This is a genomic window from Rhizobium jaguaris (assembly GCF_003627755.1).
Lineage (GTDB): Bacteria > Pseudomonadota > Alphaproteobacteria > Rhizobiales > Rhizobiaceae > Rhizobium > Rhizobium jaguaris.
Window position 1 is genome coordinate 1,193,334 of record NZ_CP032694.1, and the last position, 24,503, is coordinate 1,217,836.

Here is a 24,503-nt window from a genome sequence, read left to right on the forward strand (position 1 = left end):
CGCGATGCGGTCTTAGCCGCTCGCGCTTTTGGAGGCGGGGGTCGGCGATGATAAGGACGTGATGATATCTTCCATCGGCGCCAACTGTTCCAACGGCCCGATTGCCGACAGCGTCGGCACCGTGTCGAAGAACAGGCGGCCGGCAAGATCCGTCAGGCGGTCGATGGTGATGCCCTGCAACCGTTCCAGCATTTCCTGGTTGGGAATCGGCCGGCCGTAAAGCATCATTTGCCGTGCGATCTGACCGGCGCGCGCCGCTGGGCTTTCCTGTCCCATCAGCAACTGCGCACGGATCTGGGCGCGGGCGCGCTCGATTTCCTGCTGCTCGATCTGATGGGAGGATTTGTGCAGCTCATCAATGATGACCGGCACCAGTTCCGGCAGGTTCTCGCCGCCAGTTGCGGCATGGATGCCGAAAATGCCGGTATCGGAAAAGCCCCAATGAAAGGCATAGACAGAATAGCAGAGGCCGCGGAACTCGCGCACTTCCTGGAACAGCCGTGAGGACATACCCCCGCCGAGAATGTTGGCAAGGATCTGCGAACAGTAGAAGTCGCGCGTGTGGTAGGCGCGCCCCTCGAAGCCGAGCAGGATCTGCGCGTCCATGAGGTCGCGCGTCTCGCGGATATTGCCGCCGATATAGCGGGCAGGCTCGATGACGGGCGGCGCCGACGGCTTGGTCGGCAGGCTGGAGAAGCGCTCTTCGACCTGGCGTACGAAGCTTTCGTGGTCAACGGCGCCGGCGGCCACCACGAACATGCGGTCGGTTGTGTAGTTGCGGCTGAGATAGCCACGGATTTGGTCGGGCGAAAAGGAAACGACAGTCTCCGGCGTGCCCAGAATCGCCCGGCCGAGCGTCTGGCCGCGATAGGCGACTTCGGAAAATTTGTCGAAGACTACGTCGTCGGGCGTGTCGTTCGCGGCGTTGATTTCCTGCAGGATGACCTGCTTTTCGCGCTGCAACTCGTCTTCGTCAAAAGCAGATTCAGTCAGGATGTCGGCGAGGATATCGACGGCGAGCGGCACATGGTCCTTCAGCACGCGGGCATAATAGGAGGTCGTCTCGGTAGAAGTGGCGGCATTGACTTCGCCGCCGACATTCTCGATTTCCTCGGCGATCTGACGCGCCGTGCGACGCGCCGTACCCTTGAACGCCATGTGTTCGAGCAGATGCGCAATGCCGTGCTCCGCCTCGGTTTCGTTACGCGAACCCGATTTGATCCAGACGCCGAGTGCCACGCTTTCGAGGTGTGGCATCGTCTGGGTCGCTACTGTCAGCCCGGACGCAAGCCGGGTGCACTCCACTGTCATCGTCTGTCTTTCTGCGTTTATTATTCCCCGGCCCGGGCATGTTTGCCGATAAAAGTTTCTACGGCTTTAAGCTCCGGATCGAGGACGTCGAAACGCTCCTCCCTGTTCATCAGTCCAGCAAGCCACGTCGGAAGCGCCGGGTCAATACCACATGCCGATTTTACTGCGGCGGGGAATTTTGCCGGATGTGCGGTAGCAAGCGTTACCATCGGGCTTGCCGGCTTCTCGTTCTTTTCCGCAACAAAAACGCCGATGGCGGTGTGCGGATCGATGAGATAGCCGGTGTCATCGAGCATCTTGCGGATCGTAGCAGCGACCTGTTTCTCGCTGGCGCGGTCGGCGCGGAAGTCCTTCTTGATGGTCTTCAGAGCGTGGTCGCCAATCGAAAAACCATTCGATTGTTTCAGGCTTTCCATCGCCGCGCGCACCTTCGAGGCGTCGCGGTCATAGGCTTCGAACAGCAGCCGTTCGAAGTTGGAGGAGATCTGGATGTCCATCGACGGCGCAGTGGTAGCCTTGACCTCGCGCATCTCGTAGCGCCCGGTCTTCAGGGTGCGTGCAAGGATGTCGTTCTCGTTGGTGGCGATCACCAGCCGGTCGATCGGCAGGCCCATGCGCTTGGCGACATAGCCGGCGAAAATATCGCCGAAATTGCCGGTTGGAACGGTGAAGGAAATTTTCCGGTCGGGTCCGCCGAGCGCGACGGCGGTGGTGAAATAATAGACCACCTGCGCCATGATGCGCGCCCAATTGATCGAATTGACGCCCGAAAGTTTGGCGCGATCGCGGAAGGCGGTGTCGTTGAACATGGCTTTGACCAGGTTCTGGCAATCATCGAAATTGCCGTTGATCGCCAGCGCGTGCACATTGGCCGCGGTCGAGGTGGTCATCTGCCGTTGCTGCACCGGCGAAACCTTGCCATGCGGGAAGAGGATGAAGATGTCGGTCCGTTCGCGGCCGGCAAAAGCATCGATCGCCGCGCCGCCGGTGTCGCCCGAGGTCGCTCCGACAATGGTTGCCCGTTGCCCGCGCTTTTCCAGCGCGTAGTCCATCAGCCGTGCAAGCAGCTGCATGGCGACATCCTTGAACGCAAGCGTCGTGCCGTGGAACAGCTCCATCACGAAGCTGTTCGGGCCAGTCTGCACCAGTGGCGCGACGGCGGGGTGGCGGAAGGTGGCATAGGCTTCGTCGATCATGCCGCGGAAGACGTTGTCCGGAATTTCGCCGTTGGTGAAAGGCGACAGCACGGTGAACGCGACGTCCTGATAGCTCTTGCCGCGGAAAGCGCGGATCTCTTTTTTGTCAGGGTCGGCCATTTACGGGGTACATAAAGCCCGCCATCACGCGCAAGGCCGGCCAGAAGGGCGTCGCAGAAGCCAAGAGCAGGGGCTTCTCCCCGCGTTGAGATATAGTCCACGGTCTAGAATTCCTTTGGTCGCAAAATTGCCGGAGTGATGGGGTGAGAGGATAGGAGAACGAAGCGATGGCAGCCCGTCTTTTTGCGTCGGATCAGCCGCGTGGTTTTCGCGTTTGCACAATGTCCGCCCGGCTGTTTCCGGCGGGCGGCGGCTTGCGCCAATCTGTCGACGTCGAAAAGTGAGCCAAAACGGTGCCTACCCAATCGATTTTTCGCTGCGCCGCTGGTATAGACCATCGCCAAGTGTCATTAAAGGCCCGTCGAACAGGCTGCAGGCCGATAATTGAATTATATGCAGAGGGTGGAATAATAGTGTTTGGCAGAGTTTCTCGTCGTCTTTTCTCCGCTTCGCTTCTGGCATTGTTGACTGGTTGCAGTTCTCTTGGTTTCGGTGGTGGCGACAAGCAGCCCGCAACGGATGTAACGGTTGCGCCGCAGGTAACAGCGGGCAGCACAGCCTCTGCCGACCCCGCACCGCAGGTGACCGGCGGCCAGGCCTATGTCGCCGGCAAATGCCCGCAAGTGGTGATCCGTGACGAGTCGTCCGTCTACCGCACCTATGCAAAGGGTGCCAAGGACGATCCGAACCAATTGATGTACCAAGCCTCGCTCGCACAAGCGACGCGCCAGTGCACGAGCGATGGCACCAGCCTCGGTATCAACGTCGTCGCGCAGGGGCGTCTCGTCGCCGGCCCGCAGGGCGGCCCCGGTAAGGTAACCTTGCCGATCCATGTCGCCGTCATGGACGACAACAACGCGCTCTACGAGAAGACCATTAACTTCACCGCCGAAATCCCGCCGGGTGAGAGCACCACGCAGTTCCTCTTCACCGACAACGACATCAAGGTTGCCGGCGGCTCCGGCGGCTTCACCAGCGTCCAGGTCGGCTTCGATCAGGGACCGCAGAAGCCCGTGAAGAGCCAGAAGCCGGCCCGCAAGAAGCATCAGTAAGGCTGGGATCAGGCAGTAGGCAGTAGGCAGTAGCAAAAGGTCGCCCTGTCCTTGCTACTGCCGGCAGTATAGCCGCAACATCTATTGCCTATAGCCTTACAAAACGCCTTCCCATTCCGCCAGCGCCATTACCACGCCGGCCAGGTCGGCCATTCGGGCGATGACGGTTTCCGCGTCCGCGTCGGTCAGCCGGTCGGCATGGGAAGGATAGGTGTGCGAGGCGCCGGTAAAGCCGATGACGCGCATGCCGGCGGCGCGCGCCGCCTGGACACCATGGACCGAATCTTCGACGACGACGACGTTGGCCGGCGCAACGTTCATCTGCTTGGCGCCGTGCAGGAAAATATCGGGCTTCGGCTTCACTCGATCGGCGCCGAGATCCTTGGCGGAGAAGATATGCGGCGCAAACAGCTCTTTGTAGCCGACCTTGGAGAGCATCATGTCGATCCGCGCGGAGCTGGAGTTCGAGCAGATGCAGCGCGGCATCGGTAGCCGCGACAGAGCGAGAGGAACGCCCGGGATAGCTTTGACGTCACTGGCGAGCTTGAGGTCGAGAAGCTTCTCGGATTTGTCGAGCAGCGATGCCGAGAGCGGGATGCTCGCCTCGCGTTCGACTTCGAACAGAATGTTCTGCCAGGTCATGCCTGCAAAGCGCTCGCCCATTTCTTCGACACCGATTGGGTAGCCTGCTTCCGTCAGGAGCTTGGATTCAACCTCCGCCGCGATGATTTCCGAATCGACCAGAACGCCGTCGCAGTCGAAGATAATGAGATCGAAGCCATTGCTCATGAGAATACACTGCCTTTGAGGGAGCTCTGGATTTGGCACGGCCTTATCCAACAACCGCTCCGCGCTTTTTGGGGCCTGCTCTAAAAAGGATCGTGCGGCTTTACACGATGCTCCGGCAAAGCTCAACCAATCAGCTGGCATGGCAGAAATGCACAGGCGGAAGGGATAGACTGAGTCTGAGCCTGACTTAGCGGATCAGCCGTGATGGGTCATGTTGAAAAAGTCGCTGCGCAGGCTTTTGGCATGTAATTGGCCGACCTGCGACTCATATTCTTCCTGCGCCGCCTGCCAGAAAGGCTCGGCCTCCGCGATCTTGCCTCGCCCGGCCGGCGATAGCTCCAGCATCAACCGACGGCTCTCTTCCGTTTCGGGTGCGCTGATGACCAACCCTTGCTGCTGCAGCGGCTTCACCGCCCGCAGGAGCGTCGTGCGGTCCATTAGCATCGCGGCTGCCAGTTCGTTCATCGTCATGCGTGCGTCGCGGCCGAGGAAGTTCAGCAGGGAAAATTGCGTGCTGGTTATGCCGGTCGGCGCCATATGCCGCTCGTAAAGTTTCGAGACATGCCGGGCCAGTTGCCGGGTTGCCAGGCAATGACAGGCGAGGGGACCAAGATCATCTTCGATTTGCATGTTTCTAATATACGTGTGCATATGCACCAGATCAAGGCGTCATTGCATTTGATCTGGACGCTCGACAAGGCCGATCGCCACCTTTAAGGATCGGCCATGGCCAAAGAGCGCGACGACACGATTGCCAGCCGTATCAGCCGGGTGCTTGCCGATCGCATCATCCGCGGCGAGATCGCGCCCGATGCGCGCCTGCGGCAGGATCACATCGCCGAGGAGTTCGGCGCCAGCCATGTGCCGGTGCGCGAAGCGTTCCGGCGGCTGGAGGCGCAGGGGTTGGCGATCAGCGTGCCCCGCCGCGGCGTCCGTGTCGCTTCCTTCGATCTCAAGGAAGTCCGTGAAGTCGCGGAAATGCGGGCGGCGCTGGAGAGTTTGGCATTGAAACATGCGGCGCAACACCTGACGCCGGCAATCCTCGATGCCGCTGAACAGGCGACGCGGGAAGGGGATGCGGCTGCCGATGTCCGCGCCTGGGAAGAGGCCAATCGCCGCTTCCACCGCCTGATCCTTGCGCCCTGCGGCATGGCGCGGCTCCTCGCATCGATCGATGACCTGCACGCCGCCAGCGCTCGCTTTCTCTTCTCCGCCTGGCAATCCGGCTGGGAAAAACGCACCGATCACGACCATCGATCAATCCTCGCCGCTCTGCGCCAAGGACGGACGGAGGAAGCGGCGTCTATCCTGCAGAAACATGTGCAATGGATCGGCCGGGCACCGGTGCGGACACCCTCGGGCACGACACGCGAAGCTTTTGCGATTGTTGGGTAAATTATAGGTAATTTGGATGCCGTGGTCTCCCGTCGTGGGGGATGATACGGGCGCGCCCTTCATCCTCGAGCGATGTCCCCGACACTTAAGCGTCGGCCCCATCCAGCCCTTTGTTCGTCACATCGGCTTCGATAGGGAACAGCGCCAAAAACCGGCGTTCGCCTTCCGATGTGAACAGGATCGAGCGGCTGTTTTCCGTTCGCCGTGCCCAGCCCTTGTCGAAGAAGTTGGAAAGCAGTGCCTTGCCGAGGCTGCCGGCGAGATGCGCTCGGCGTTCGCTCCAGTCAAGGCAGGAGCGACAGAGTGGACGGCGTGTCGAGCGCAGCCCGGTCACGTCTATGCCGATCGAGGTGAGGTGCGTTTCGCCGCGTTCCGTCAGGCTCAAGCCGTCACCGACCGCCGAGATGGCGCCGGCCGCAATCAGGCTGTCGAGCATGCGCACACCGTAATCGCCGGCGAGATGGTCGTAGCAGATGCGTGCCTTGCGCAGCGCCGGCTCTTTCGGACCGGGGCGGTGCCGCAGGTGCCCTCGCGTGGCGGCGAAGCCCATGATACTTTCGAGCAGCTTGCCGACACCGTCGTCGGCCAGCGCAAAATAACGGTGTCGGCCCTGTTTGCGTTGGGCGAGCAACCCGCCCGCTTCGAGTTTCGATAAATGCGTGCTCGCCGTCTGCAGCGTGATGCCGCCGGCCTCCGCCAGCTCCGTTGCCGTCAGAGCACGGCCGCCCATCAGCGCGGTGAGCATGTTCGCCCGTGCCGGATCGCCGATAAGCGCGCCTATCTGCACTATGTCAGGACCTTCCTTCATACTTCGATCGTAACCGAAGCATCCGCGTCACGCAATATGCGACAACATCTCCATCACCAAAGGAGAAAATCATGATCACCTGTTTCATCCGCTACGAGATCGATCCCTTCAAGAGGGACGCCTTTGTCGAATACGCCAGGGCATGGGGGCAGGTTATCCCACGCAACGGTGCGGATCTCGTCGGCTATTTCGCTCCACACGAGGGCTCCGCGACGACTGCTTACGGCGTCTACAACATCGAAAGCCTGGCTGCTTACGAAGCCTATCGTGCTCGTCTCGCAGCCGACCCGCTCGGTAAGGCGAACTACGATTTTTCCTGCCGCGAACGTTTCATAATCAGGGAAGATCGCATCTTCCTGAAAAACGTGTCGCTGCCGCATGGTCCGAAGGTGACGTTATGATCGCCGTCATTTTCGAGGTCGTTCCCTATCTCGGCGAGCGTCATCACTATCTCGATCTTGCCGGCAAGCTGCGCGCGGAGCTTGAAACGATCGACGGGTTCATCTCCATCGAACGCTTCGAAAGTCTGACGCAACGCGGCAAGCTTCTCTCGCTGTCTTTCTGGCGCGACGAGGCGGCGGTCAAGGAATGGCGGAACCGCGAAGCGCATCGGGCTGCGCAGAAGGCCGGGCGAGGGGCGATATTTGCCGACTATCGGCTGCGCATAGCGCATGTGATGCGGGATTACGGGATGAATGAAAGGGACGAGGCACCGGCCGACAGCCGCGCGGTGTATGATGGATCCGAGACGGGGAGCGACGACCGACGATCGACGCTGTCTTGAGAATTTGCAAAATGTGGAGCTCGCTTTAGCCTTTGGTAACCAACTTAGGTAACCATAACACTCAGTTAAGCGTATCGAGTAAGTGTAACAGCGAGTATCACATGGCGTCAGTTTTCCCGCTTGCCGACCTCAGGACTTCCGCAACGCCGGGCTCTTGGGTCGACACGATCATCAAGGGTGATTGCGTGGCGGCTCTTGAAGCACTGCCCACCCATTCCGTCGACGTCATCTTCGCCGACCCGCCCTATAACCTGCAGCTCGGTGGCACGCTGCATCGTCCCGATCAGTCACTGGTCGACGCCGTCGACGACGAGTGGGACCAGTTTGCCTCGTTCGAGGCCTATGATGCTTTCACGCGTGCCTGGCTGCTGGCCTGCCGCCGCGTGCTGAAGCCGACGGGCACGATCTGGGTCATCGGCTCCTACCACAATATCTTCCGCGTCGGCGCAACGATGCAGGATCTGAACTTCTGGATCCTCAACGATATCGTTTGGCGCAAGACCAATCCGATGCCGAATTTCAAGGGCCGCCGTTTCCAGAATGCGCATGAAACGATGATCTGGGCGAGCCCGAACGCCAAGGCCAAGGGCTATACCTTCAACTACGATGCCATGAAAGCCGCCAACGACGATGTGCAGATGCGCTCCGATTGGCTGTTCCCGATCTGCAGCGGCGGCGAGCGGTTGAAGGATCAGGACGGTAAGAAGGCGCATCCGACGCAGAAGCCGGAAGCTCTGCTTGCCCGCGTCATCATGGCTTCGTCCAAGCCCGGCGACATCGTGCTTGATCCCTTTTTCGGCTCGGGCACTACCGGCGCCGTCGCCAAGCGTCTCGGCCGCCACTTCGTCGGCATCGAACGTGAGCAGGATTACATCGATGCGGCCAGTGCCCGCATCGCCGCCGTCGAGCCGCTCGGCAAGGCGGAACTGACCGTCATGACCGGCAAGAAGGCCGAAGTTCGCGTCGCTTTCAACGTGCTGATCGAAAGCGGCCTCATCAAGCCCGGTCAGGTGCTGACGGATGCGAGGCGCCGCTATAGCGCCATCGTGCGCGCCGACGGTACCGTCGCGTCCGGCGGTGAGGCCGGCTCAATTCATCGCCTCGGCGCGAAAGTCCAGGGCCTTGATGCATGCAACGGATGGACGTTCTGGCACTTCGACGACGGGCAGTCCCTGCGCCCGATCGACGATCTGCGTTCGATCGTCCGCAATGATCTGGCCAAGGCAGAATAATCCCAACTATTTAAGTGGCATGATCTTATCCGAAAGCCTTTCCCAGCTTTCGCGATCATGCCACTGCCGGATCCGCATATCCGCCTTCTTCCGTCGAGTACCTCCAGTTAGGGAGGAAGGCGAAACGCCCAGGGTTCACGCATAACCCCTTAAATCCAAATGGATTTAAGGAAAGGATTATGCGTCATTCAAAATGTTACCGGACAGCACGTCCGGTAAGGCCCTGGGCGCTTTTTTTGGAGGCCTTCTAGATTAGAATTCCTGATAGTCCGTCACATCGACCCGGACGACACGTCCGTCTTCGTCGAAAGTGATCGTCTCCTCGCCCTCGCGGATCAGCGGCTTGCCGGTCTTGCTGTTCGTCGCCCGGACGGACCAGACGGCCCGGCCGGAGAGTGGCGTCAGCGTTTCCACCAAGGAATTAGAGGCGGTTTGATCCGGATAGGTATCGAAATAGCCGCGGAAAGCTTCCATGATCGCCTCGCGGCCGGCAAGGCTGCCGACGCCGTTGGAGACATAGGTGGCATTCTCCGCGAAGAAATTCTCGATTGCTTCGTAGTCGAGCCTGTTGATCGCGTCGTGGAACAGGGTGATGCGTTGTGCCGGATCGAAAATCATGAGCTCAAACCTCGATGCCGTAGGCGGCGAGATCGCTGCGCAGCTTCTCGGCGCCGGTGAAATGGACTGCATTCCAACCCGCGGCTTTTGCACCTTCTACGTTGGCGAGCGAATCGTCGATGAAGATGGTGGAAGCCGGGTCCAGATCGAAACTTTTGACATGCGCCTCGTAGATAGCAACATCAGGCTTGATCAGGCCAATGTCGCCCGACACGGTAACGCCGCGCGGCTTGGAGAGGAAATCGAAGCGCGTCTGCGCTTCGCGAAACGTGTCGGAGGCAAAATTGGTGAGCATGGTGACGTCGCGGCCCTCGGCAATCAGCTTCTCCAGGATGGCAACGCTGTCGTCGTAGGCATGCGGCACCATGTCGTGCCAATATTTGCGGAAGGCGCGAATCTGTTCTTCGCGTTCCGGATGCTCGGCGATCAGCAGAGCTTCGGCCTCTTCCCAGGCCCGGCCGCGATCCTGCTCGATATTCCATTCATTTGTGCAGACATTGGCGAGAAACCAGGCTCGCTCCGCCTCATCCGGGATGATGCGGCTATAGGGGATGCTCGGATCGTAGTGAACAAGCACCTTGCCGATGTCGAAGACGATGTGCCGGATTTCCGTAGTCATGAATTGCGTCCTGATGTGTAAGCGCTGGCTTTAATGAATGCGCGTGGAATAGCCTGTGCGATCGCTTTTTTCATGACGGTCGGCAAGGCCTGTGCTTCAAGATTTGTAACCGGCTCCCACCATCCGTCATTGCGGGTCGTGTTCGATGCCACCTGAGCGCGATAGATCGATAGCCGCAGTTCGAAGTGAGTGAAGACATGGGTCACGGTCCCGGCTGCCTGCCAATCGGCAGGGAAGGGCGCGGCTGCAGCGCTGGTCTCGCCGTCGATCCGTGCCGTCCAACCGGTGGTTGGTACTTCCGTCATGCCGCCGAGCAGGCCGCTGGCAATGCGCCGGCGTAAATAAATCTCGCCATCGTCATTCACCGCCACGAAAGCGGCACCCTGACGCACCGGCTTTTCCTTCTTTGCCGCTTTGACAGGAAAATGTTCGGGATCATGCAGCCGCAATGCCTCGCAGGCATTGTTGAAGGGACAGAGTGCACAGGCCGGCCGTTTCGGCGTGCAGATCGTCGCGCCCAGATCCATCATCGCCTGCGCGAAATCGCCTGGACGATCGGCAGGTGTTAGTAGCGCCACCTTCTGCTTCATCAATAGCTTGGCCGCGGGCAACGGTGTGGCGATGGCGTAAAGGCGGGAAATGACGCGCTCGACATTGCGGTCCATGACGGCCGCCTGCCGGTTGAATGCGATGGCCGCGACCGCCGCTGCCGTATAGTCGCCGATTCCGGGCAAGGCCCGCAGCCCGTCCTCGGTATCCGGGAACAGACCGCCATGTTCCGCCGCCACGGCCTCCGCACATTTCTTGAGGTTGCGGGCGCGGGCATAATAGCCAAGCCCGGCCCAGGCGGCCATGACATCATCGGTGGGCGCCGCCGCAAGATCACGAACCGTCGGCCAGCGCTCCAGGAATTTGGCGAAGTAGGCTTTGACCGCCGGCACCGTGGTCTGCTGCAGCATCACCTCGGATAGCCAGATATGATAGGGATCGGGCCGGATGCCGCGCGCCGCCATCAGCGGCGAAATCCGCCAGGGCAGGTCGCGGTGATGACGGTCGTACCAGGAAAGAAGCTCTCCGCTCAGGGACGATATCTGCGGTGAAATATCCATAATTTCCTATCGGTGAAGCGATTACATCCAACTCTCTAGACGCAATTGCTCGGGAAGTGAAAGTCGGAAAATATGAGATCCCCTAAACGGTGGAGATGAAGGAGAATTCATCATGCTTATCGAGCTTTTCGATCGTCTATTGAATGCGAGTCCCAACCTAGGGCTTCTGAATATCTGCGTGGCAGAAATTCTTTTCTTGTCGCTTGTCTATTGTGTGATGTGGAAGTTGTTGCACACACAACCATTTAAGGTTCTCATCGCTTATCTCAAACAAGAATTACGGCCGCAGCAAGAGAAGAGTTCGGATCGCTCACAAATGTTTTATCATGCTTTCGGTGCGCTCATCTTCTTTGTAATGGCGCTAAGCGTCTACGCCGCGTCGTCGGTTGTGTTGCTCGTTGCAGCTTGGCACACAGGTGAGAAGGGCGTATTTCCCCTACAGCTACTGGCCCTGGGATTTTCCTTCTTGGTCTTGTTGCAACGCAACTGATGCGCAACAATGCAGTGAAAGAGTGGAGATTATTTCGTGCTCTTTTGCAAAACAGAAAAGGCAGTTCTCTTTGACGTTCCTGCCGCGCTAATGCTTCGTTCTGACGCCGGGAAGCGACCTATAGCCTCAAAATGAGCGAATATCGTCTGTCAAAAATGCCGCGTCGCGGCGAAAAACAGATTTCCGAGCTGACCAACGGCATCATCGATCCCGTTCTGGCGAAGCGTGCGGGAATTAATACCGCGCTGCTCGGTTCCTGGGACGAGATCGCCGGCGAGGATTTCGCCGAATGCACACGGCCGGAGAAGATCGCCTGGGCCAAACGCGGCGGCTCGGGCGATGATGGCGGTTATCAGCCCGGTGTGCTGACCGTCGCCTGCGAGGGCGCTCGCGCCTTGTTTCTGACCCATGCACAGGGCGAGCTCATCCAGCGCATCAACGGCTTCTTCGGCTTCCATGCCGTCAGCCAGATCCGCATCGTCCAAAAGCCGGTCTCCGTTGCCTCCAAACGCTCGCGCACGCCGCCGCCGCTAAAGGGCGAGGCGGCGCGAAAGCTGGAAGACATGATGGACGGCATCGAGGACGACAAGCTCCGTGCGGCAATTCAAAGATTGGGTACGGCGATGGTCTGGAAGCGGGGTAAGAGATAATCCAAACTTGCTTTTTGTGAATGACACTGTCATACTCAGAAGATATTTGCAGGAGCTAAATATGCGAACCAGCAAGCCGATAACGGTCACACTCGGTAGCCAACAGCGCGGTGTGGATGCCCGATTGGAATCCGGAGCGTACGATTCCGCCAGCGAGGTCCTGCGCGCTGCTTTGAGGGCGCTGGACCGTGAAGAAGAAGTCATCAATCAAATCATGCGCGCAAAGATCCAGGAAGCGCTTGATGACCCTCGACCCGGCAGAGACGCTGACGAAGTTTTTGATCGAGTCGAAAAAATACATGCCGAGCGGATGAAAGCGGCTGGTCGTGAACTATAGGGTTGTTTTCAGCGTTTTTGCCGAAGACGACCTTATTGGTATCTATGAATTCATTGCGAAAGACAGCCCGAGCCGCGCGCTGTCGTTTGTCCAACGGCTCCGGGTACAGTGCGGAACGCTTAAGACAATGGCCGCTCGAGGTCCTCAACGTGAGGGTTTAGGGTCGGGTGTTCGAATTATGGTGTTCGAGCGGCGGGTGACGGTCGCATATCATATCAAGAACGAGCAGGTGATTATTCTACGTCTCTTTTATGCTGGTCAAAATATCCCATCGACCTTAATCGACGAGCACTGAGCTTGCGCACTGCCCCATCCCAATCAATTCTGACGATAATTTAACCTTTTTGTCTTCTGTAGGTCACAATTCTTTGAAGAAAGTTGGTCAACCGTGCCTTGTTAGTGGTAACTGGCCGTTATATCGCAATGAACCATTCACAGACCTCTCAAACGACGGGTGACTCTATGCCGATGTCCGACATGCTTTTGACTAAACGCCACCTGCTGGGCGGCACCGCCGCGGCGGCCCTCTCCCTGGCGTTCGCTGCCTTTGCCGACACCGCATCCGCCGCCAATGCCACCACCGTCGGCGGTGCCCAGGAGACCACCAATGCCGCCTCGCCGGAGGACCAAGTTCCGTCGTCGGAAGGCAACGTCGACATGAACGAGGTGCTGAAGCCCGGCCCGCTGCCGGAGATCGCGCTTGGCAAGGAAGACGCCCCGGTCAAGATCGTCGAGTACATGTCGCTGACCTGCCCGCACTGCGCGCATTTCGCCACGACGACTTTCGACGCGATCAAGCAGAAATACGTCGACACCGGCAAGGTCCGCTTCATCATCCGCGAATTCCCCTTCGACCCGCGCGCCGCCGCCGCTTTCATGCTGGCCCGTTGTGCGCCGCAGGAACAGTATCTTCCGATGGTCGATATGCTGTTCAAGCAGCAGATCGCCTGGGCGTCGCCGGATGTGGATGGCCGTTCCGCACTGCTGCAAATGTCGAAACTTGCCGGTTTTACTGAGGATAGCTTTACGAAATGCTTGACGAACCAGAAGCTTCTGGATGATGTCAACTCAGTTAGGGAACGTGCGGCCAAGGACTTCGGCGTCAATGCTACGCCGACCTTCTTGATCAACGGCAAGCGTTATGCAGGGGACATGTCGGTTGGTGCTATGTCGAAGCTCATCGATAGCCTTCTCTGATCCGTGCCTTTTCGAAACGGCGGGCGGCGGGGAAACCTGCGCGCCCGTTTTTTCGTCTCTCACTCCTGAAAAGATAGGGGTTTCGTCCTTCCTCCGCCCGCGCGGAGAGGGGGAGTGGCGCTTATGAAGTTCAACAGGCTTCGTCTCGTCGGCTTCAAATCCTTTGTGGAGCCGGCGGAATTCGTCATTGAGCGCGGATTGACCGGCGTCGTCGGTCCGAACGGCTGCGGCAAGTCCAACCTGGTCGAAGCGCTGCGCTGGGTGATGGGCGAGAATTCCTACAAGAACATGCGCGCCTCAGGCATGGACGATGTCATCTTCTCCGGTTCCGGCAATCGCCCGGCGCGCAATACCGCGGAAGTCGGCCTCTATCTCGACAACAGCGACCGCACGGCACCCGCCGCCTTTAACGACAGTGACGAAATCCAGGTCACCCGCCGCATCGAACGCGAGCAGGGCTCGCTCTATCGCATCAACGGCAAGGAGGCCCGCGCCAAGGATGTGCAACTGTTGTTCGCCGATGCCTCGACCGGCGCGCGTTCGCCGTCGATGGTCGGGCAAGGGCGTATCGGCGAGCTGATCCAGGCCAAGCCACAGGCTCGCCGGCAACTTCTCGAAGAGGCGGCCGGCATTTCCGGCCTGCATTCGCGCCGACACGAAGCGGAACTGCGCCTGCGCGCCGCCGAAGGCAATCTCGAACGTCTCGATGACGTGACCTCGCAGCTTGAAAGCCAGATCGAGAGCCTGAAGCGCCAGGCGCGTCAGGCCAACCGCTTCAAGATGCTCTCCGCCGATATCCGAGCCCGCGAGGCCATGCTCCTGCATATCCACTGGGTGCAAGCAAAGGAGGCGGAAGCGGAGGCCGACAACGCCCTCAAGCAGGCGACGCTTTTGGTTGCCGAAAAGGCGCAGATACAGATGGAGGCGGCGAAGACACAGGGTGTCGCCAGCCTGAAGCTGCCGGAACTGCGAGAAGGGGAAGCAAAAGCCGCGGCCGCATTGCAGCGCCTGCAGATCGCCCGCACTCAGCTTGAAGAGGATGCCAACCGCATTCTCGGTCGTCGAGACGAGTTGACCCGGCGGCTGGCGCAACTAGCTGAAGATATCCGCCGCGAAGAGCGCCTTGTTTCCGACAATACTCAAATCCTGGCCAAGCTCGACGCGGAGGAGGCCGATATTGCCGATATTCTCGCCGATTCGGGCCGGCTTGCCGAGGAGACGCGCGAGGCTTTCGAAGAGGCTGCCGCCAAGCTGGCCGATAGCGAGCGTATCTTTACCGCGCTGACTGCGGAACGCGCAGAAGCTGCTGCCGCCCGCAATCAGCTCGAGCGCGCCATCCGCGATCTTGCCGACCGCAAGATGCGGCTGGAACGCCAGATGGACGAGGCGAACCGTGAGCTTGCTGCGATCGATGAAAAAATCGCCGCCCTGCCGGATCCCGGCGAAAAGCGCGACGTGGTCGAGGCCGCTGAAAATGTCGTAGCCGATGCGGAGGTGGCGATCCAGTTCGTCGAGGCGGCCCTCTCTAGGGCCCGTGAAACCGAAGCTTTATCCCGCGCGCCGGTCGATGAAGCCCGTTCGCGGCTGAATGCCTTGGAAACGGAAGCACGCACGATCTCCAATATGCTGGCGGCGGGAGCCACCTCGGCCGCATTTGCACCCGTTGCGGAAGAACTGCGCGTCGATCGCGGCTTCGAGACCGCGCTTGGTGCAGCTCTTGGCGACGATCTTGAATCGCCGCTGGATCCGCAAGCGCCGGTGTATTGGTCCGACAATGGGAGCGGCGCGACCGATCCCGCCTTGCCGGAAGGCGTCGTGCCGCTGATTACGCATGTCGGCGCACCGGCTGCGTTGACGAGGCGTCTGCGCCAGATCGGCCTTGTCGCCGCCGAGGACGCCATGCGTCTCATGCCGACATTGAAACCAGGCCAGCGGCTGGTGACGAAAGACGGCGCCGTATTTCGCTGGGACGGGCACGTGACCGGGGCCGATGCCCCCAGCGCAGCCGCCCTGCGATTGGCACAGAAAAATCGCCTTGCGGAGCTTGAGGCCGAAGCCGAGGTGGCACGTGATGTCCTGGCCGAGGCCGAGGAGCGCTTGGCAATCGCCGGCGATGCGATCCGCGCCGAGGAAGGTCGGCTTGTCGTCGCGCGTGACACCAGCCGGCTTGCTGCCCGCCACCTCGCGGAAGCTCGCGAAGCATTGGCGATGGCGGAGCGCGCCTCCGGCGACTTGATCCGCCGTCGCGATGTCATCACGGAAGCTACCAGCCATCTGCAGGCACAGATGGAAGAGGTGGCGGTGCAAGATGAAAATGCCCGCATCGAATTGGAGGATGCGCCCGATCTGACGACGATGGATCTCAAGCTGCGCGATCAGCAGGCGGATGTCGCCACAGATCGCGGTGCTCTCGCAGAGGCGCGTGCCCGTTACGAGGGCCTCAATCGGGAAAACGAAGCGCGGCAGCGCCGCATCCTGGCGATCCGGCAGGAGCGCGACGGTTGGCGCCAGCGTGCCGCCAGCGCCGAAGAGCATATCCAGACTTTGCGCGACCGCGAGAAAGAGGCGCGCGACGAGGCAGCCGAGCTGGACCTTGCCCCGGATGAATTCGATGATAAGCGCCGCGCGCTGATGAACGAGCTGCAAAAGGCCGAGGAGGCGCGCCGCGCCGCGGCCGACCGCCTGGTTGAGGCAGAAATCGTTCAGCGCGAGGCCGACCGCCAGGCCGCCACGGCGCTGTCGGAACTGGCGGAAAGCCGCGAAAAGCGCGGCCGTATCGAGGAGCGGCTGGTTTCTGCCCGCGAGCGCCGTCAGGAAAGCGAGTTGCGCATCCGCCAGGCGTTGAATGTAGAACTGCACGAGGTGTTGCGGCTCGCGGGCCTGTCGGCGGGGCAGAATATTCCCGATTTGCGCGAAGTGGAGCGTGAGCTGGAGCGGCTGAAGATCGAGCGCGAGCGCCTCGGTGCCGTCAATCTGCGTGCCGAAGAGGAAAGCAAAGAACTGACCGAACGGCTACGGGCCTTGATCAAGGAGCGCGACGATGTCATCGACGCCATCCGTAAGCTGCGCGGTGCGATCCAGAGCCTTAACCGAGAAGGCCGCGAGCGGCTGATCGCCGCTTTCGACGTCGTCAATGTGCAGTTCCAGCGGCTGTTTACGCATCTCTTCGGCGGCGGAACGGCCGAGTTGCAATTGATCGAATCGGACGATCCGCTGGAGGCCGGCCTCGAAATCCTCGCCCGTCCGCCGGGCAAGAAGCCGCAGACCATGACGCTGCTTTCCGGTGGCGAACAGGCGTTGACGGCGATGGCGCTGATCTTTGCCGTCTTCCTCACCAATCCGGCGCCGATCTGCGTGCTGGACGAAGTCGACGCGCCGCTCGACGACCACAATGTCGAGCGCTATTGCAATCTCATGGACGAGATGGCGGCATCGACTGAAACGCGTTTCGTGGTCATTACTCACAATCCCATCACTATGGCGCGCATGGACCGTCTCTTCGGCGTCACTATGGCCGAACAGGGCGTTTCACAGCTTGTTTCCGTCGACCTGCAGACCGCGGAGCAATTGCGGGAAATAGCTTGATGTTTTTCGTTGTTCGGCGGCAGCTTCCAACAATGCGTTGATTGTCCGAACCAATCCGAGACGTGTTCTCAACCCTGCTTTTTGGCGGCGTTCGAGGCACCCCAAAGTGAGCCTGGATTGGCGCGATTGGGATAGAGTTCCAGCATAGCGTCGTAGAGCTCACGCGCGGTCGTCGTTGCCTCATTCAGGCGATTGAAATCGAGAAGATATTGCCGCGTCTCGCTGATAATCCGGGGATCATCGGCGTTTTCAGGCAATTTGTGCCCTGCGATTACCGTCTGGGGCTGCAGTACCTCAAGCTTGTCAAGCGCGGCGATCCATTCAAGCCGGCTCTGCGTATCGGTCTCGCCAAGGTAAGGATGGATACCGTTATAGACGACGTCACCGCCGACGATCAGGCCGGTCGAGGGGACATACAAGCAGGTTGAATGGCTCGTGTCGGTATGCCCAGTATTCACCACGACAAGCTTATGCCCTTCCAGTTCTACACTGTCGCCGTCGAGCGGTTCGGCGATGAGCAATCGGTCTGGAATCTGGCCGGGAAAGAGTCTGCGCCAGAAATTGTCGATCGACTCTGGCGACAGTTGCGCATGCATGGCCTCGACCACCGCCGGCGTCGCGAACGCCTTTGCATTGGGGAAACGCTCCAGAAGCGGCGCGAGGCCAAAGAAATGATCGCCATGTCCGTGGGTGACGTAGATCGTGGTGAGGTTCTTGCCGCTCGCGGCGACCCATTCCACCAAGACCTGCGCCTGCTCGGCTGTGAGAAACGTATCGACAAGGACTGCGTCGCGCTCGCCATAGATGAGCGTCGATGAATTCACCACCCACATCAGCTCCTCTTTGCCGGCTGGCACGTCGCGGCCAAGGCCGGGGCGTTTGATCGTCAATACATCCCAGTTCAGGCCCGGCTTCGCAGTTTCAATCTCGGTCATTGTTATCTCCATTGCGGTTTGAGGGCTTGGCAACCAATTGATCTCGTTGGATCAATGCTCATATTCGCGATGATCGGGGCGCGCTTCGCCGGCAGGCGTCCCAAACGAGGATGCCCGTATTCGACTTCCGGTATGATGCGTGTTAGCTGCCCCTCTCTTGACAGTTGTTCCGAGACTGGCGATAAACACCGTATGACCGGTTGGTCTGAATTAGTCAAGAGGCCTGAAATGAAATCTTCTACAGGCGCCAAGCGCGGCCCAAAGCCAAAGCCCGATACGCGTAACAACCTCCTTCAGGTGGGACTGCAGATAATCCACGCCGAAGGCTATGCCGCGACCGGCATCCAGAGCATCGTAGATCGGGCGGATGTTCCCAAGGCTTCTTTTTACAATCATTTCCCGAGCAAGGAGGCATTCGGGATCGAAGTGATCGATGCCTATTTCGATCGCAACGAGAGCAAGTTGCGTGACTTCTTCTGCAATTCGAATGTTGGTCCACTCGCCAGGTTGGAAGCCTATTTCGATGATCGCATCGCTGCCTTCAGAGCGAATGGATTTGCGCGAGGATGCTTACTTGGCAATTTCGCCGCAGAGGTTGCCGATCATAGCGAGCCCGTGCGCGAGCATGTGGTTGAACATCTTGAAGCTTGGAGCAGTTTCTTTGAAAAATGTATCGCAGAGGCGCAGGAGCGGCGAGACATCGACAACAAGCTTCCTGCGGCTTTGCTCGGTCGTTTCGTGTTGAACAGTTGGGAAGGCGCGTTGTTGCGTATGCGAGCCGAAAAGAGCGATGCAGCGCTGCTCGAATTCAAGGAAGTCATCTTTGGTGGGCTCTTCGCCTAGCGTGATGTCCGGGCGAAATTTCTGTTCGAGCGCTATTACGGTGTCGAAAGTTAGCCTGGCGAAAGCCGCTATCGACCTCCCGCTTTGGCTCCGTACACAGCAGGTCTTGACGGTTCATTTGACCCTTTGGTTTCAAGAAATCTAGGCGCTCTTTGCATTTCGCCGTATCCCGGCAACGCCCCTTGGAACGAAAAATGTTTCACTTATCTACAAGAAATTGCTGTCTCGGCTGCCGCACAGCCGGAAAGCGTGTTAGATTTCTTTTCGATCAATAATACGTGGCGCTAATCCGCCCGGAAGGGAAGTATGTCTGGATATGATGGCGGTATTTTCGATGTCCTCGGAATATTCGCTGTGTTTTTTCTTGTCGCCGCTAATGGTTTCTTCGTTGCCGCAGAGTTTTCGCTCGTCTCCGTTCGGCGTAGCCGTGTGGCCGAGCTTGTAGCCGAACGACGCATGAATGCCGCGGCCCTGCAACGGGCGGTCGACAATCTCGATGCCAATCTTGCGGCGACCCAGCTCGGCATCACCATATCTTCGCTCGCGCTCGGTTGGGTCGGTGAGCCGGCGCTCGCCCATCTGGTTGAGCCGCTTCTCGATTTTCTGCCCGGCTCATGGGCCGCTGCCGGATCGCATGCCGTGGCCGTCGCGATTTCCTTCATCATCATCACGGCCCTGCATATCGTTCTCGGCGAACTTGCGCCGAAGAGCCTGGCGTTGCAGCGCAGTGAAGGCACTGCCCTGGGTGTCGTGCGGCCGTTGGGCTTGTTCCTGTTCCTGCTCCGCCCAGCGATCTTTGTGTTGAACGGCCTCGGGAATATGGTTGTGCGCCTCTTCGGGCTGCGGCCGGGCGCCGGCGAAGGCTCGCTGCATTCCCCTGCCGAGATCAAAATGCTGGTGGCGGAAAGCCAGGAGGCAGGCTTGCTGGAACAGGCACAGCAGGAGCTGGTCGAGCGTGTCTTCAACATTGGCGATCGCGATGTTTCCGATATCATGACGCCCAGGCTGGACGTTGATTGGATCGATGCCGAGGACACGCCTGAGGAGATGCTGAAGGCCATTCGCGAAAGCCGTTTCGAACAGCTTCTGGTCGGTCGCGGAACGATAGACGAACCGATCGGCATGATCCTGAAGAAGGATCTTCTCGATCAGCTCCTGAACGGCCAGCCCCTCGATCCGATTGCAGTCATGCGTCAGCCGCTCATTGTTCATGAAGCGACGGCCGTGTTTAAAGTGCTTGAGAGTTTCAAGCGCGCGCCCGTCCGTCTCGCCATGGTCATCGATGAATATGGCAGCCTGGAGGGCATCGTCACGCAGACGGACCTGCTGGAAGCCATCGCCGGTGACCTGCCGGACATGGAGAACGAGGGACCGGATATCGTCGAGCGCGCCGACGGCTCATTGCTGATGGAAGGCATGATGCCTGCCTATGACGCCTTCCAAAGACTAGGCGTGCGTGAGCCCTCCGAAGACGGCAATTTTCACACCTTCGCCGGCTTTGCGCTTTTCCAGCTCGGTCATATTCCGGAGGTCGGCGAGAGCTTTACGTTCGATGGCTGGCACTTCGAAATCGTCGACTTGGACGGTATGCGGATCGACAAGATTTTGGCGCGCCGGGAGGCGGAGGCTTAGTCCGATTTCTGCTGTCCATTGTTCAGCAGCAAACGCTGCAGCAGGTCGAGTGTCGACCTGCCTAAGTCCTGTGGAACGTCGATGCTTTCTGCAATGCGATAATAATGGGTTACGCTGTGAGCGGGGTCGTTTCTGATACCTATTGCCGCTAGTTCGATAACGGCCTCTGCTTCAATGTTCTTAATGACTTCGGTTAGATGTCTTGCCAAAAAATAATGATCATTTTCAGCGAGCGTAGAATCATCAACAGGAGCGCCATCGGAAACGGCCAGCAGCAACTTACGTTTTTCAGGCCGATCGCGTAGTCGGCTCGCGGCCCATTGCAGCGCTTCACCGTCAACATTCTCCTTCAGCAAATCGGGTCTTAGCATCGGCCTAAGGTCGCCGGCGTGCGGCAAAGTGCTGTCTGCAGTTCGGTAGATGATGTGGAGAAGGTCGCAGAGTCGTCCAGGCGTCTTTGGACGTGGGCGTTCTGAAAGCCAGTGTTTTCGCGAGCGTCCGCCCTGCCAGGATGTCGTTGTAAAACCGAGAACTTCCACCTTACAACCGAGGTGCACTAGAAAATCAGTGGCGACGTCGATTGTGGCCGCCGCGAGCAATATCGATTGCCCTCTCATCGAGCCGGAATGGTCGACTAAGATCGAGACCACTGTATCATTGCGCATCTGTTCTGTGGTTTGCATCCGCACCAGCCGTGAAGCCTCTAATGCGGCAATATCGCATTCCATCCGCCAATCAACGAGCGCGCCTTGATATCGTTGCCATGCTGCATCTAACGCTGCGGCATGCTCAATCGAGAGTGGTCCCAGAGCGCTATCCAACTGATTGGATGCTAAGGTTTTGTCGAACTCACGCGTATAGACTCGATAGGATGTGATCGAATCCATTGCAGGCTCGGTTGCTGGCTTTTTGAATATAGCTCTTAGAAATTGCATCAGCGATTGCTAGCTCTGAACCAATCGGCAATGAAGAGAAATTTGCCAATCTGTCCGTATTTTTGCGGTTTTCTCCATATTTATTGTGCGGCGCAACATTTTGCCGCATTTGTCGATTTTCATTTCCACCTCAATGAATTAAGTTCAACCTTGGGAGTTGGACGGGGGAAAATGACGAAGTGGGTTTATACATTCGGCAATGGAAAGGCCGAGGGTCGCGCCAGGGATTATGAGCGGCTCGGGGGGAAGGGTGCTAATCTCGCCGAAATGTGCAGCCTCGGTCTGCCGGTTCCGCCCGGCTTGACGATCGTCTGCGACGCTTGCGCCTACTACTACAAGAACGGCCGCAATGTTCCGGAAGATCTGAAACTCCAGGTGATGCAAGCGCTGAAGCAGATGGAAGAAATTACCGGACGCAAGTTCGGCGATACCGTTCGGCCGCTGCTTGTCTCCGTGCGCTCCGGTGGGCGGGCCTCCATGCCCGGCATGATGGATACTGTCCTCAATCTCGGCCTCAACGACGATACCGTGCAGGCGCTCGGCCATGATGCCGGCGATGCGCGTTTTGCTTGGGATAGCTATCGCCGCTTCATCCAGATGTATGCCGACGTCGTCATGGGGCTCGACAACGAGGTTTTCGAGGAAATCCTCGAGGACGAGAAGGCCCGTCTCGGCCACGAGTTCGATACCGATCTTTCCGCCGTCGAGTGGCAGCATGTTGTCTCGCTCTACAAGGCCGTCATTGAAGAGGAGCTAGATGATGCCTTCCCGCAGGAGCCGGAAGTGCAGCTCTGGGGTGCCGTCGGCGCGGTGTTTTCGAGCTGGATGAACCCGCGAGCCGTCACTTATCGTCATCTGCACAATATTCCCGAAGCCTGGGGCACGGCGGTCAATATCCAGGCCATGGTCTTCGGCAATCTCGGCAATTCGTCGGCCACCGGCGTCGCCTTCACCCGCAATCCTTCGACCGGGGAGAAAGAGCTCTATGGCGAATTCCTCGTCAATGCCCAGGGGGAAGATGTCGTCGCCGGTATTCGCACGCCGCAAAGCATCACCGAGGTGGCCCGCATCGCCTCCGGCTATGACCGGCCGTCGATGGAAAAGGTGATGCCGGAAGCCTTTGCCGAATTCCGCCGCATCTGCGCTGAACTCGAAGCGCATTACCGTGACATGCAGGATCTGGAATTCACCATCGAGCGCGGCAAGCTCTGGATGCTACAGACCCGCGCCGGCAAGCGCACCACCAAGGCGGCGATGAAGGTCGCGGTCGACATGGTCGAGGAGGGGCTGATTACCGAGGACGAGGCCGTCTCGCGCATCGAGCCGGCGACGCTCGACCAGCTTCTCCATCCGACGATCGATCCGCGCGTGCGCCGTGAGGTCATCGGCTCCGGCCTGCCGGCCTCACCGGGGGCGGCCATCGGGGAGGTGGTCTTCACCGCCGAGGAGGCGATCATCGCCGAAGAGGAGGGCCGCAAGGTCATTCTCGTGCGCATCGAGACGAGCCCGGAGGATATTCACGGCATGCATGCCGCCGAGGGAATTCTCACCACGCGCGGCGGCATGACCAGCCACGCGGCGGTGGTTGCCCGCGGCATGGGCATTCCCTGCGTCGTCGGCGCCGGCACCATGCGCATCGACATGCGCAACGAAAAGCTGATCGGTATTGGCGTCACCCTGAAAAAGGGTGATGTCATTACCATCGACGGTTCTACCGGTCAGGTGCTGAAGGGCGAAGTACCGATGATCCAGCCGGAACTGTCCGGCGATTTCGGCCGCATCATGGCCTGGGCCGATCGTTCGCGCCGCATGACGGTGCGTACGAATGCGGATACGCCCGCGGACGCCCGCGCGGCCCGCTCCTTCGGCGCGGAAGGCATCGGCCTTTGCCGCACCGAGCATATGTTCTTCGAGGGAGACCGCATCCATGTCATGCGCGAAATGATCCTCGCGGAAGGCGAGGAGGGGCGCCGCGCCGCGCTCGCCAAGCTCTTGCCGATGCAGCGGCTCGATTTCACCGGCATGTTCACCATCATGCACGGCCTGCCGGTGACCATCCGGCTGCTTGACCCGCCATTGCACGAATTCCTGCCGAAAACGGATGAGGAGATCGCCGAGGTTGCAGGCATCATGGGCATGGAGCCGGCCATGCTGCGCCAACGCGTCGATGCGCTGCATGAATTCAATCCCATGCTCGGTCATCGCGGCTGCCGCCTGGCAATCTCCTATCCCGAAATCGTCGAGATGCAGGCCCGTGCTATTTTTGAAGCTGCCGTCTCTGCCGCAAGGGAGACGGGTGCGGCGGTCGTGCCGGAGATCATGGTGCCGCTGGTCGGCCTGCGCTCGGAGCTCGATTACGTCAAGGCACGCATCGATGAGGTTGCCCGAGCCGTCATGACGGAAGCCAAGATGAAGATCGACTATCTCGTCGGCACGATGATCGAGCTGCCGCGAGCTGCCCTTCGCGCCCACATCATTGCCGAGGCGGCCGAGTTCTTCTCCTTCGGCACCAACGACCTGACGCAAACCACTTTCGGCATGTCGCGCGACGATGCCGCCGCCTTTATCCCGACCTATCAGCGCAAAGGGATTATCGAGCATGATCCCTTCATCTCGCTCGATTTCGATGGTGTGGGAGAGCTGATCCGCATTGCCGCCGAACGCGGCCGCCGAACGCGCAACGATATGAAGCTCGGCATCTGCGGCGAACATGGTGGCGATCCGGCCTCGATCCATTTTTGTGAGGAGATCGGGCTGGACTATGTCTCCTGCTCGCCTTTCCGCGTGCCGATCGCAAGGCTTGCGGCGGCGCAGGCGGCGATCAGAGGCAAGGCATAGCCTTCGTCGCGGGGAAGGGCGTCGCCGA

General features: G+C 59.5%; 23 protein-coding genes and 1 pseudogene. 14 read left to right on the forward strand and 10 right to left on the reverse strand.

Features of this window, described 5'->3' with window-relative positions:
- Positions 1 to 12 precede the first annotated feature (12 nt).
- Together CCGE525_RS05785 and thrC are read right to left on the reverse strand one after the other, a co-directional pair.
- Positions 13 to 1,311 (reverse strand): M16 family metallopeptidase, encoded by a 1,299-nt coding sequence (locus CCGE525_RS05785; RefSeq protein WP_120703452.1) that lies wholly within the window; start codon positions 1,309 to 1,311, stop codon positions 13 to 15.
- A 20-nt stretch (positions 1,312 to 1,331) separates the two neighbouring features.
- Positions 1,332 to 2,728 (reverse strand): annotated as a pseudogene (gene thrC, locus CCGE525_RS05790) (threonine synthase).
- Between the two features lie 312 nt (positions 2,729 to 3,040).
- Here thrC and CCGE525_RS05795 point away from each other — a divergent pair.
- A complete protein-coding gene (locus CCGE525_RS05795; protein ID WP_120703453.1) occupies positions 3,041 to 3,679 on the forward strand; it encodes a hypothetical protein in 639 nt (212 codons plus the stop codon).
- A gap of 96 nt (positions 3,680 to 3,775) precedes the next feature.
- On the opposite strand, the gene CCGE525_RS05800 is transcribed toward CCGE525_RS05795, so the two are convergent.
- Together CCGE525_RS05800 and CCGE525_RS05805 are read right to left on the reverse strand one after the other, a co-directional pair.
- Positions 3,776 to 4,468: an HAD family hydrolase gene (locus CCGE525_RS05800; RefSeq protein ID WP_120703454.1), complete on the reverse strand. Its 693-nt coding sequence runs from the start codon at positions 4,466 to 4,468 to the stop codon at positions 3,776 to 3,778.
- Between the two features lie 195 nt (positions 4,469 to 4,663).
- Positions 4,664 to 5,005, reverse strand: coding sequence for a MarR family winged helix-turn-helix transcriptional regulator (locus tag CCGE525_RS05805; protein ID WP_205587432.1), 342 nt, complete (start codon positions 5,003 to 5,005; stop codon positions 4,664 to 4,666).
- A gap of 189 nt (positions 5,006 to 5,194) precedes the next feature.
- On the opposite strand from CCGE525_RS05805, the gene CCGE525_RS05810 reads away from it, so the two are divergent.
- Entirely contained in the window at positions 5,195 to 5,863 is a 669-nt protein-coding gene (locus tag CCGE525_RS05810; protein WP_120703456.1) for a GntR family transcriptional regulator, read from the forward strand.
- 85 nt (positions 5,864 to 5,948) lie between these two features.
- Here CCGE525_RS05810 and CCGE525_RS05815 read toward each other — a convergent pair whose 3' ends face one another.
- Positions 5,949 to 6,671, reverse strand: coding sequence for an ArsR/SmtB family transcription factor (locus CCGE525_RS05815; protein ID WP_120703457.1), 723 nt, complete (start codon positions 6,669 to 6,671; stop codon positions 5,949 to 5,951).
- 71 nt (positions 6,672 to 6,742) lie between these two features.
- Between CCGE525_RS05815 and CCGE525_RS05820 the strand changes: the two genes are divergently transcribed.
- From CCGE525_RS05820 to CCGE525_RS05830, 3 genes are all read left to right on the forward strand, one after another.
- The gene (locus CCGE525_RS05820) at positions 6,743 to 7,072 is read left to right on the forward strand and encodes an NIPSNAP family protein (protein WP_120703458.1); all 330 of its coding nucleotides are present in this window, start codon (positions 6,743 to 6,745) and stop codon (positions 7,070 to 7,072) included.
- Entirely contained in the window at positions 7,069 to 7,455 is a 387-nt protein-coding gene (locus CCGE525_RS05825) for an antibiotic biosynthesis monooxygenase family protein (protein ID WP_120703459.1), read from the forward strand. The genes CCGE525_RS05820 and CCGE525_RS05825 overlap by 4 nt, the downstream gene beginning before the upstream one ends.
- A gap of 101 nt (positions 7,456 to 7,556) precedes the next feature.
- Positions 7,557 to 8,687, forward strand: a complete 1,131-nt coding sequence (locus tag CCGE525_RS05830) for a site-specific DNA-methyltransferase (RefSeq protein ID WP_120703460.1) — start codon at positions 7,557 to 7,559, stop codon at positions 8,685 to 8,687.
- 252 nt (positions 8,688 to 8,939) lie between these two features.
- Here the strand turns inward: CCGE525_RS05830 and CCGE525_RS05835 are convergent, their stop codons facing one another.
- Genes CCGE525_RS05835 through mutY form a run of 3 tightly spaced genes read right to left on the reverse strand, consistent with a single transcriptional unit; the run spans position 8,940 to position 11,033 of the window.
- Entirely contained in the window at positions 8,940 to 9,305 is a 366-nt protein-coding gene (locus CCGE525_RS05835) for a nuclear transport factor 2 family protein (protein WP_120703461.1), read from the reverse strand.
- 4 nt (positions 9,306 to 9,309) lie between these two features.
- The gene (locus CCGE525_RS05840) at positions 9,310 to 9,924 is read right to left on the reverse strand and encodes an HAD family hydrolase (RefSeq protein WP_120703462.1); all 615 of its coding nucleotides are present in this window, start codon (positions 9,922 to 9,924) and stop codon (positions 9,310 to 9,312) included.
- Complete coding sequence (gene mutY, locus CCGE525_RS05845; RefSeq protein ID WP_120703463.1) at positions 9,921 to 11,033, reverse strand: A/G-specific adenine glycosylase; 1,113 nt, start codon at positions 11,031 to 11,033, stop codon at positions 9,921 to 9,923. Before mutY ends, CCGE525_RS05840 begins: the two co-directional genes overlap by 4 nt.
- A 112-nt stretch (positions 11,034 to 11,145) precedes the next feature.
- Between mutY and CCGE525_RS05850 the strand changes: the two genes are divergently transcribed.
- The 6 genes from CCGE525_RS05850 (at position 11,146) to CCGE525_RS05875 (ending at position 17,292) form a co-directional block, all read left to right on the forward strand.
- The gene (locus CCGE525_RS05850) at positions 11,146 to 11,523 is read left to right on the forward strand and encodes a hypothetical protein (protein ID WP_120703464.1); all 378 of its coding nucleotides are present in this window, start codon (positions 11,146 to 11,148) and stop codon (positions 11,521 to 11,523) included.
- Between the two features lie 131 nt (positions 11,524 to 11,654).
- Positions 11,655 to 12,173, forward strand: a complete 519-nt coding sequence (locus CCGE525_RS05855; protein WP_245472093.1) for a DUF721 domain-containing protein — start codon at positions 11,655 to 11,657, stop codon at positions 12,171 to 12,173.
- Between the two features lie 61 nt (positions 12,174 to 12,234).
- Positions 12,235 to 12,510 (forward strand): type II toxin-antitoxin system ParD family antitoxin, encoded by a 276-nt coding sequence (locus CCGE525_RS05860; protein WP_120703465.1) that lies wholly within the window; start codon positions 12,235 to 12,237, stop codon positions 12,508 to 12,510.
- A complete protein-coding gene (locus CCGE525_RS05865) occupies positions 12,500 to 12,805 on the forward strand; it encodes a type II toxin-antitoxin system RelE/ParE family toxin (protein ID WP_120703466.1) in 306 nt (101 codons plus the stop codon). The genes CCGE525_RS05860 and CCGE525_RS05865 overlap by 11 nt, the downstream gene beginning before the upstream one ends.
- A gap of 167 nt (positions 12,806 to 12,972) precedes the next feature.
- Positions 12,973 to 13,707: a DsbA family protein gene (locus CCGE525_RS05870; protein WP_120703467.1), complete on the forward strand. Its 735-nt coding sequence runs from the start codon at positions 12,973 to 12,975 to the stop codon at positions 13,705 to 13,707.
- A gap of 123 nt (positions 13,708 to 13,830) precedes the next feature.
- On the forward strand, positions 13,831 to 17,292 hold the full coding sequence (locus CCGE525_RS05875) for a chromosome segregation SMC family protein (protein ID WP_120703468.1): 3,462 nt from the start codon (positions 13,831 to 13,833) through the stop codon (positions 17,290 to 17,292).
- A 68-nt stretch (positions 17,293 to 17,360) separates the two neighbouring features.
- Here the strand turns inward: CCGE525_RS05875 and CCGE525_RS05880 are convergent, their stop codons facing one another.
- The gene (locus tag CCGE525_RS05880) at positions 17,361 to 18,227 is read right to left on the reverse strand and encodes an MBL fold metallo-hydrolase (protein WP_120703469.1); all 867 of its coding nucleotides are present in this window, start codon (positions 18,225 to 18,227) and stop codon (positions 17,361 to 17,363) included.
- Positions 18,228 to 18,281: 54 nt separating this feature from the next.
- On the opposite strand from CCGE525_RS05880, the gene CCGE525_RS05885 reads away from it, so the two are divergent.
- The gene (locus tag CCGE525_RS05885; RefSeq protein ID WP_245472094.1) at positions 18,282 to 19,070 is read left to right on the forward strand and encodes a TetR/AcrR family transcriptional regulator; all 789 of its coding nucleotides are present in this window, start codon (positions 18,282 to 18,284) and stop codon (positions 19,068 to 19,070) included.
- Positions 19,071 to 19,376: 306 nt separating this feature from the next.
- Complete coding sequence (locus tag CCGE525_RS05890) at positions 19,377 to 20,702, forward strand: hemolysin family protein (protein ID WP_120703471.1); 1,326 nt, start codon at positions 19,377 to 19,379, stop codon at positions 20,700 to 20,702.
- Here CCGE525_RS05890 and CCGE525_RS05895 read toward each other — a convergent pair.
- Entirely contained in the window at positions 20,699 to 21,589 is an 891-nt protein-coding gene (locus CCGE525_RS05895; protein ID WP_162950132.1) for a cobaltochelatase CobT-related protein, read from the reverse strand. The genes CCGE525_RS05890 and CCGE525_RS05895 overlap by 4 nt on opposite strands.
- A 219-nt stretch (positions 21,590 to 21,808) precedes the next feature.
- Between CCGE525_RS05895 and ppdK the strand changes: the two genes are divergently transcribed.
- Complete coding sequence (ppdK, locus tag CCGE525_RS05900; RefSeq protein ID WP_120703473.1) at positions 21,809 to 24,475, forward strand: pyruvate, phosphate dikinase; 2,667 nt, start codon at positions 21,809 to 21,811, stop codon at positions 24,473 to 24,475.
- The last annotated feature ends 28 nt before the right edge of the window (positions 24,476 to 24,503 follow it).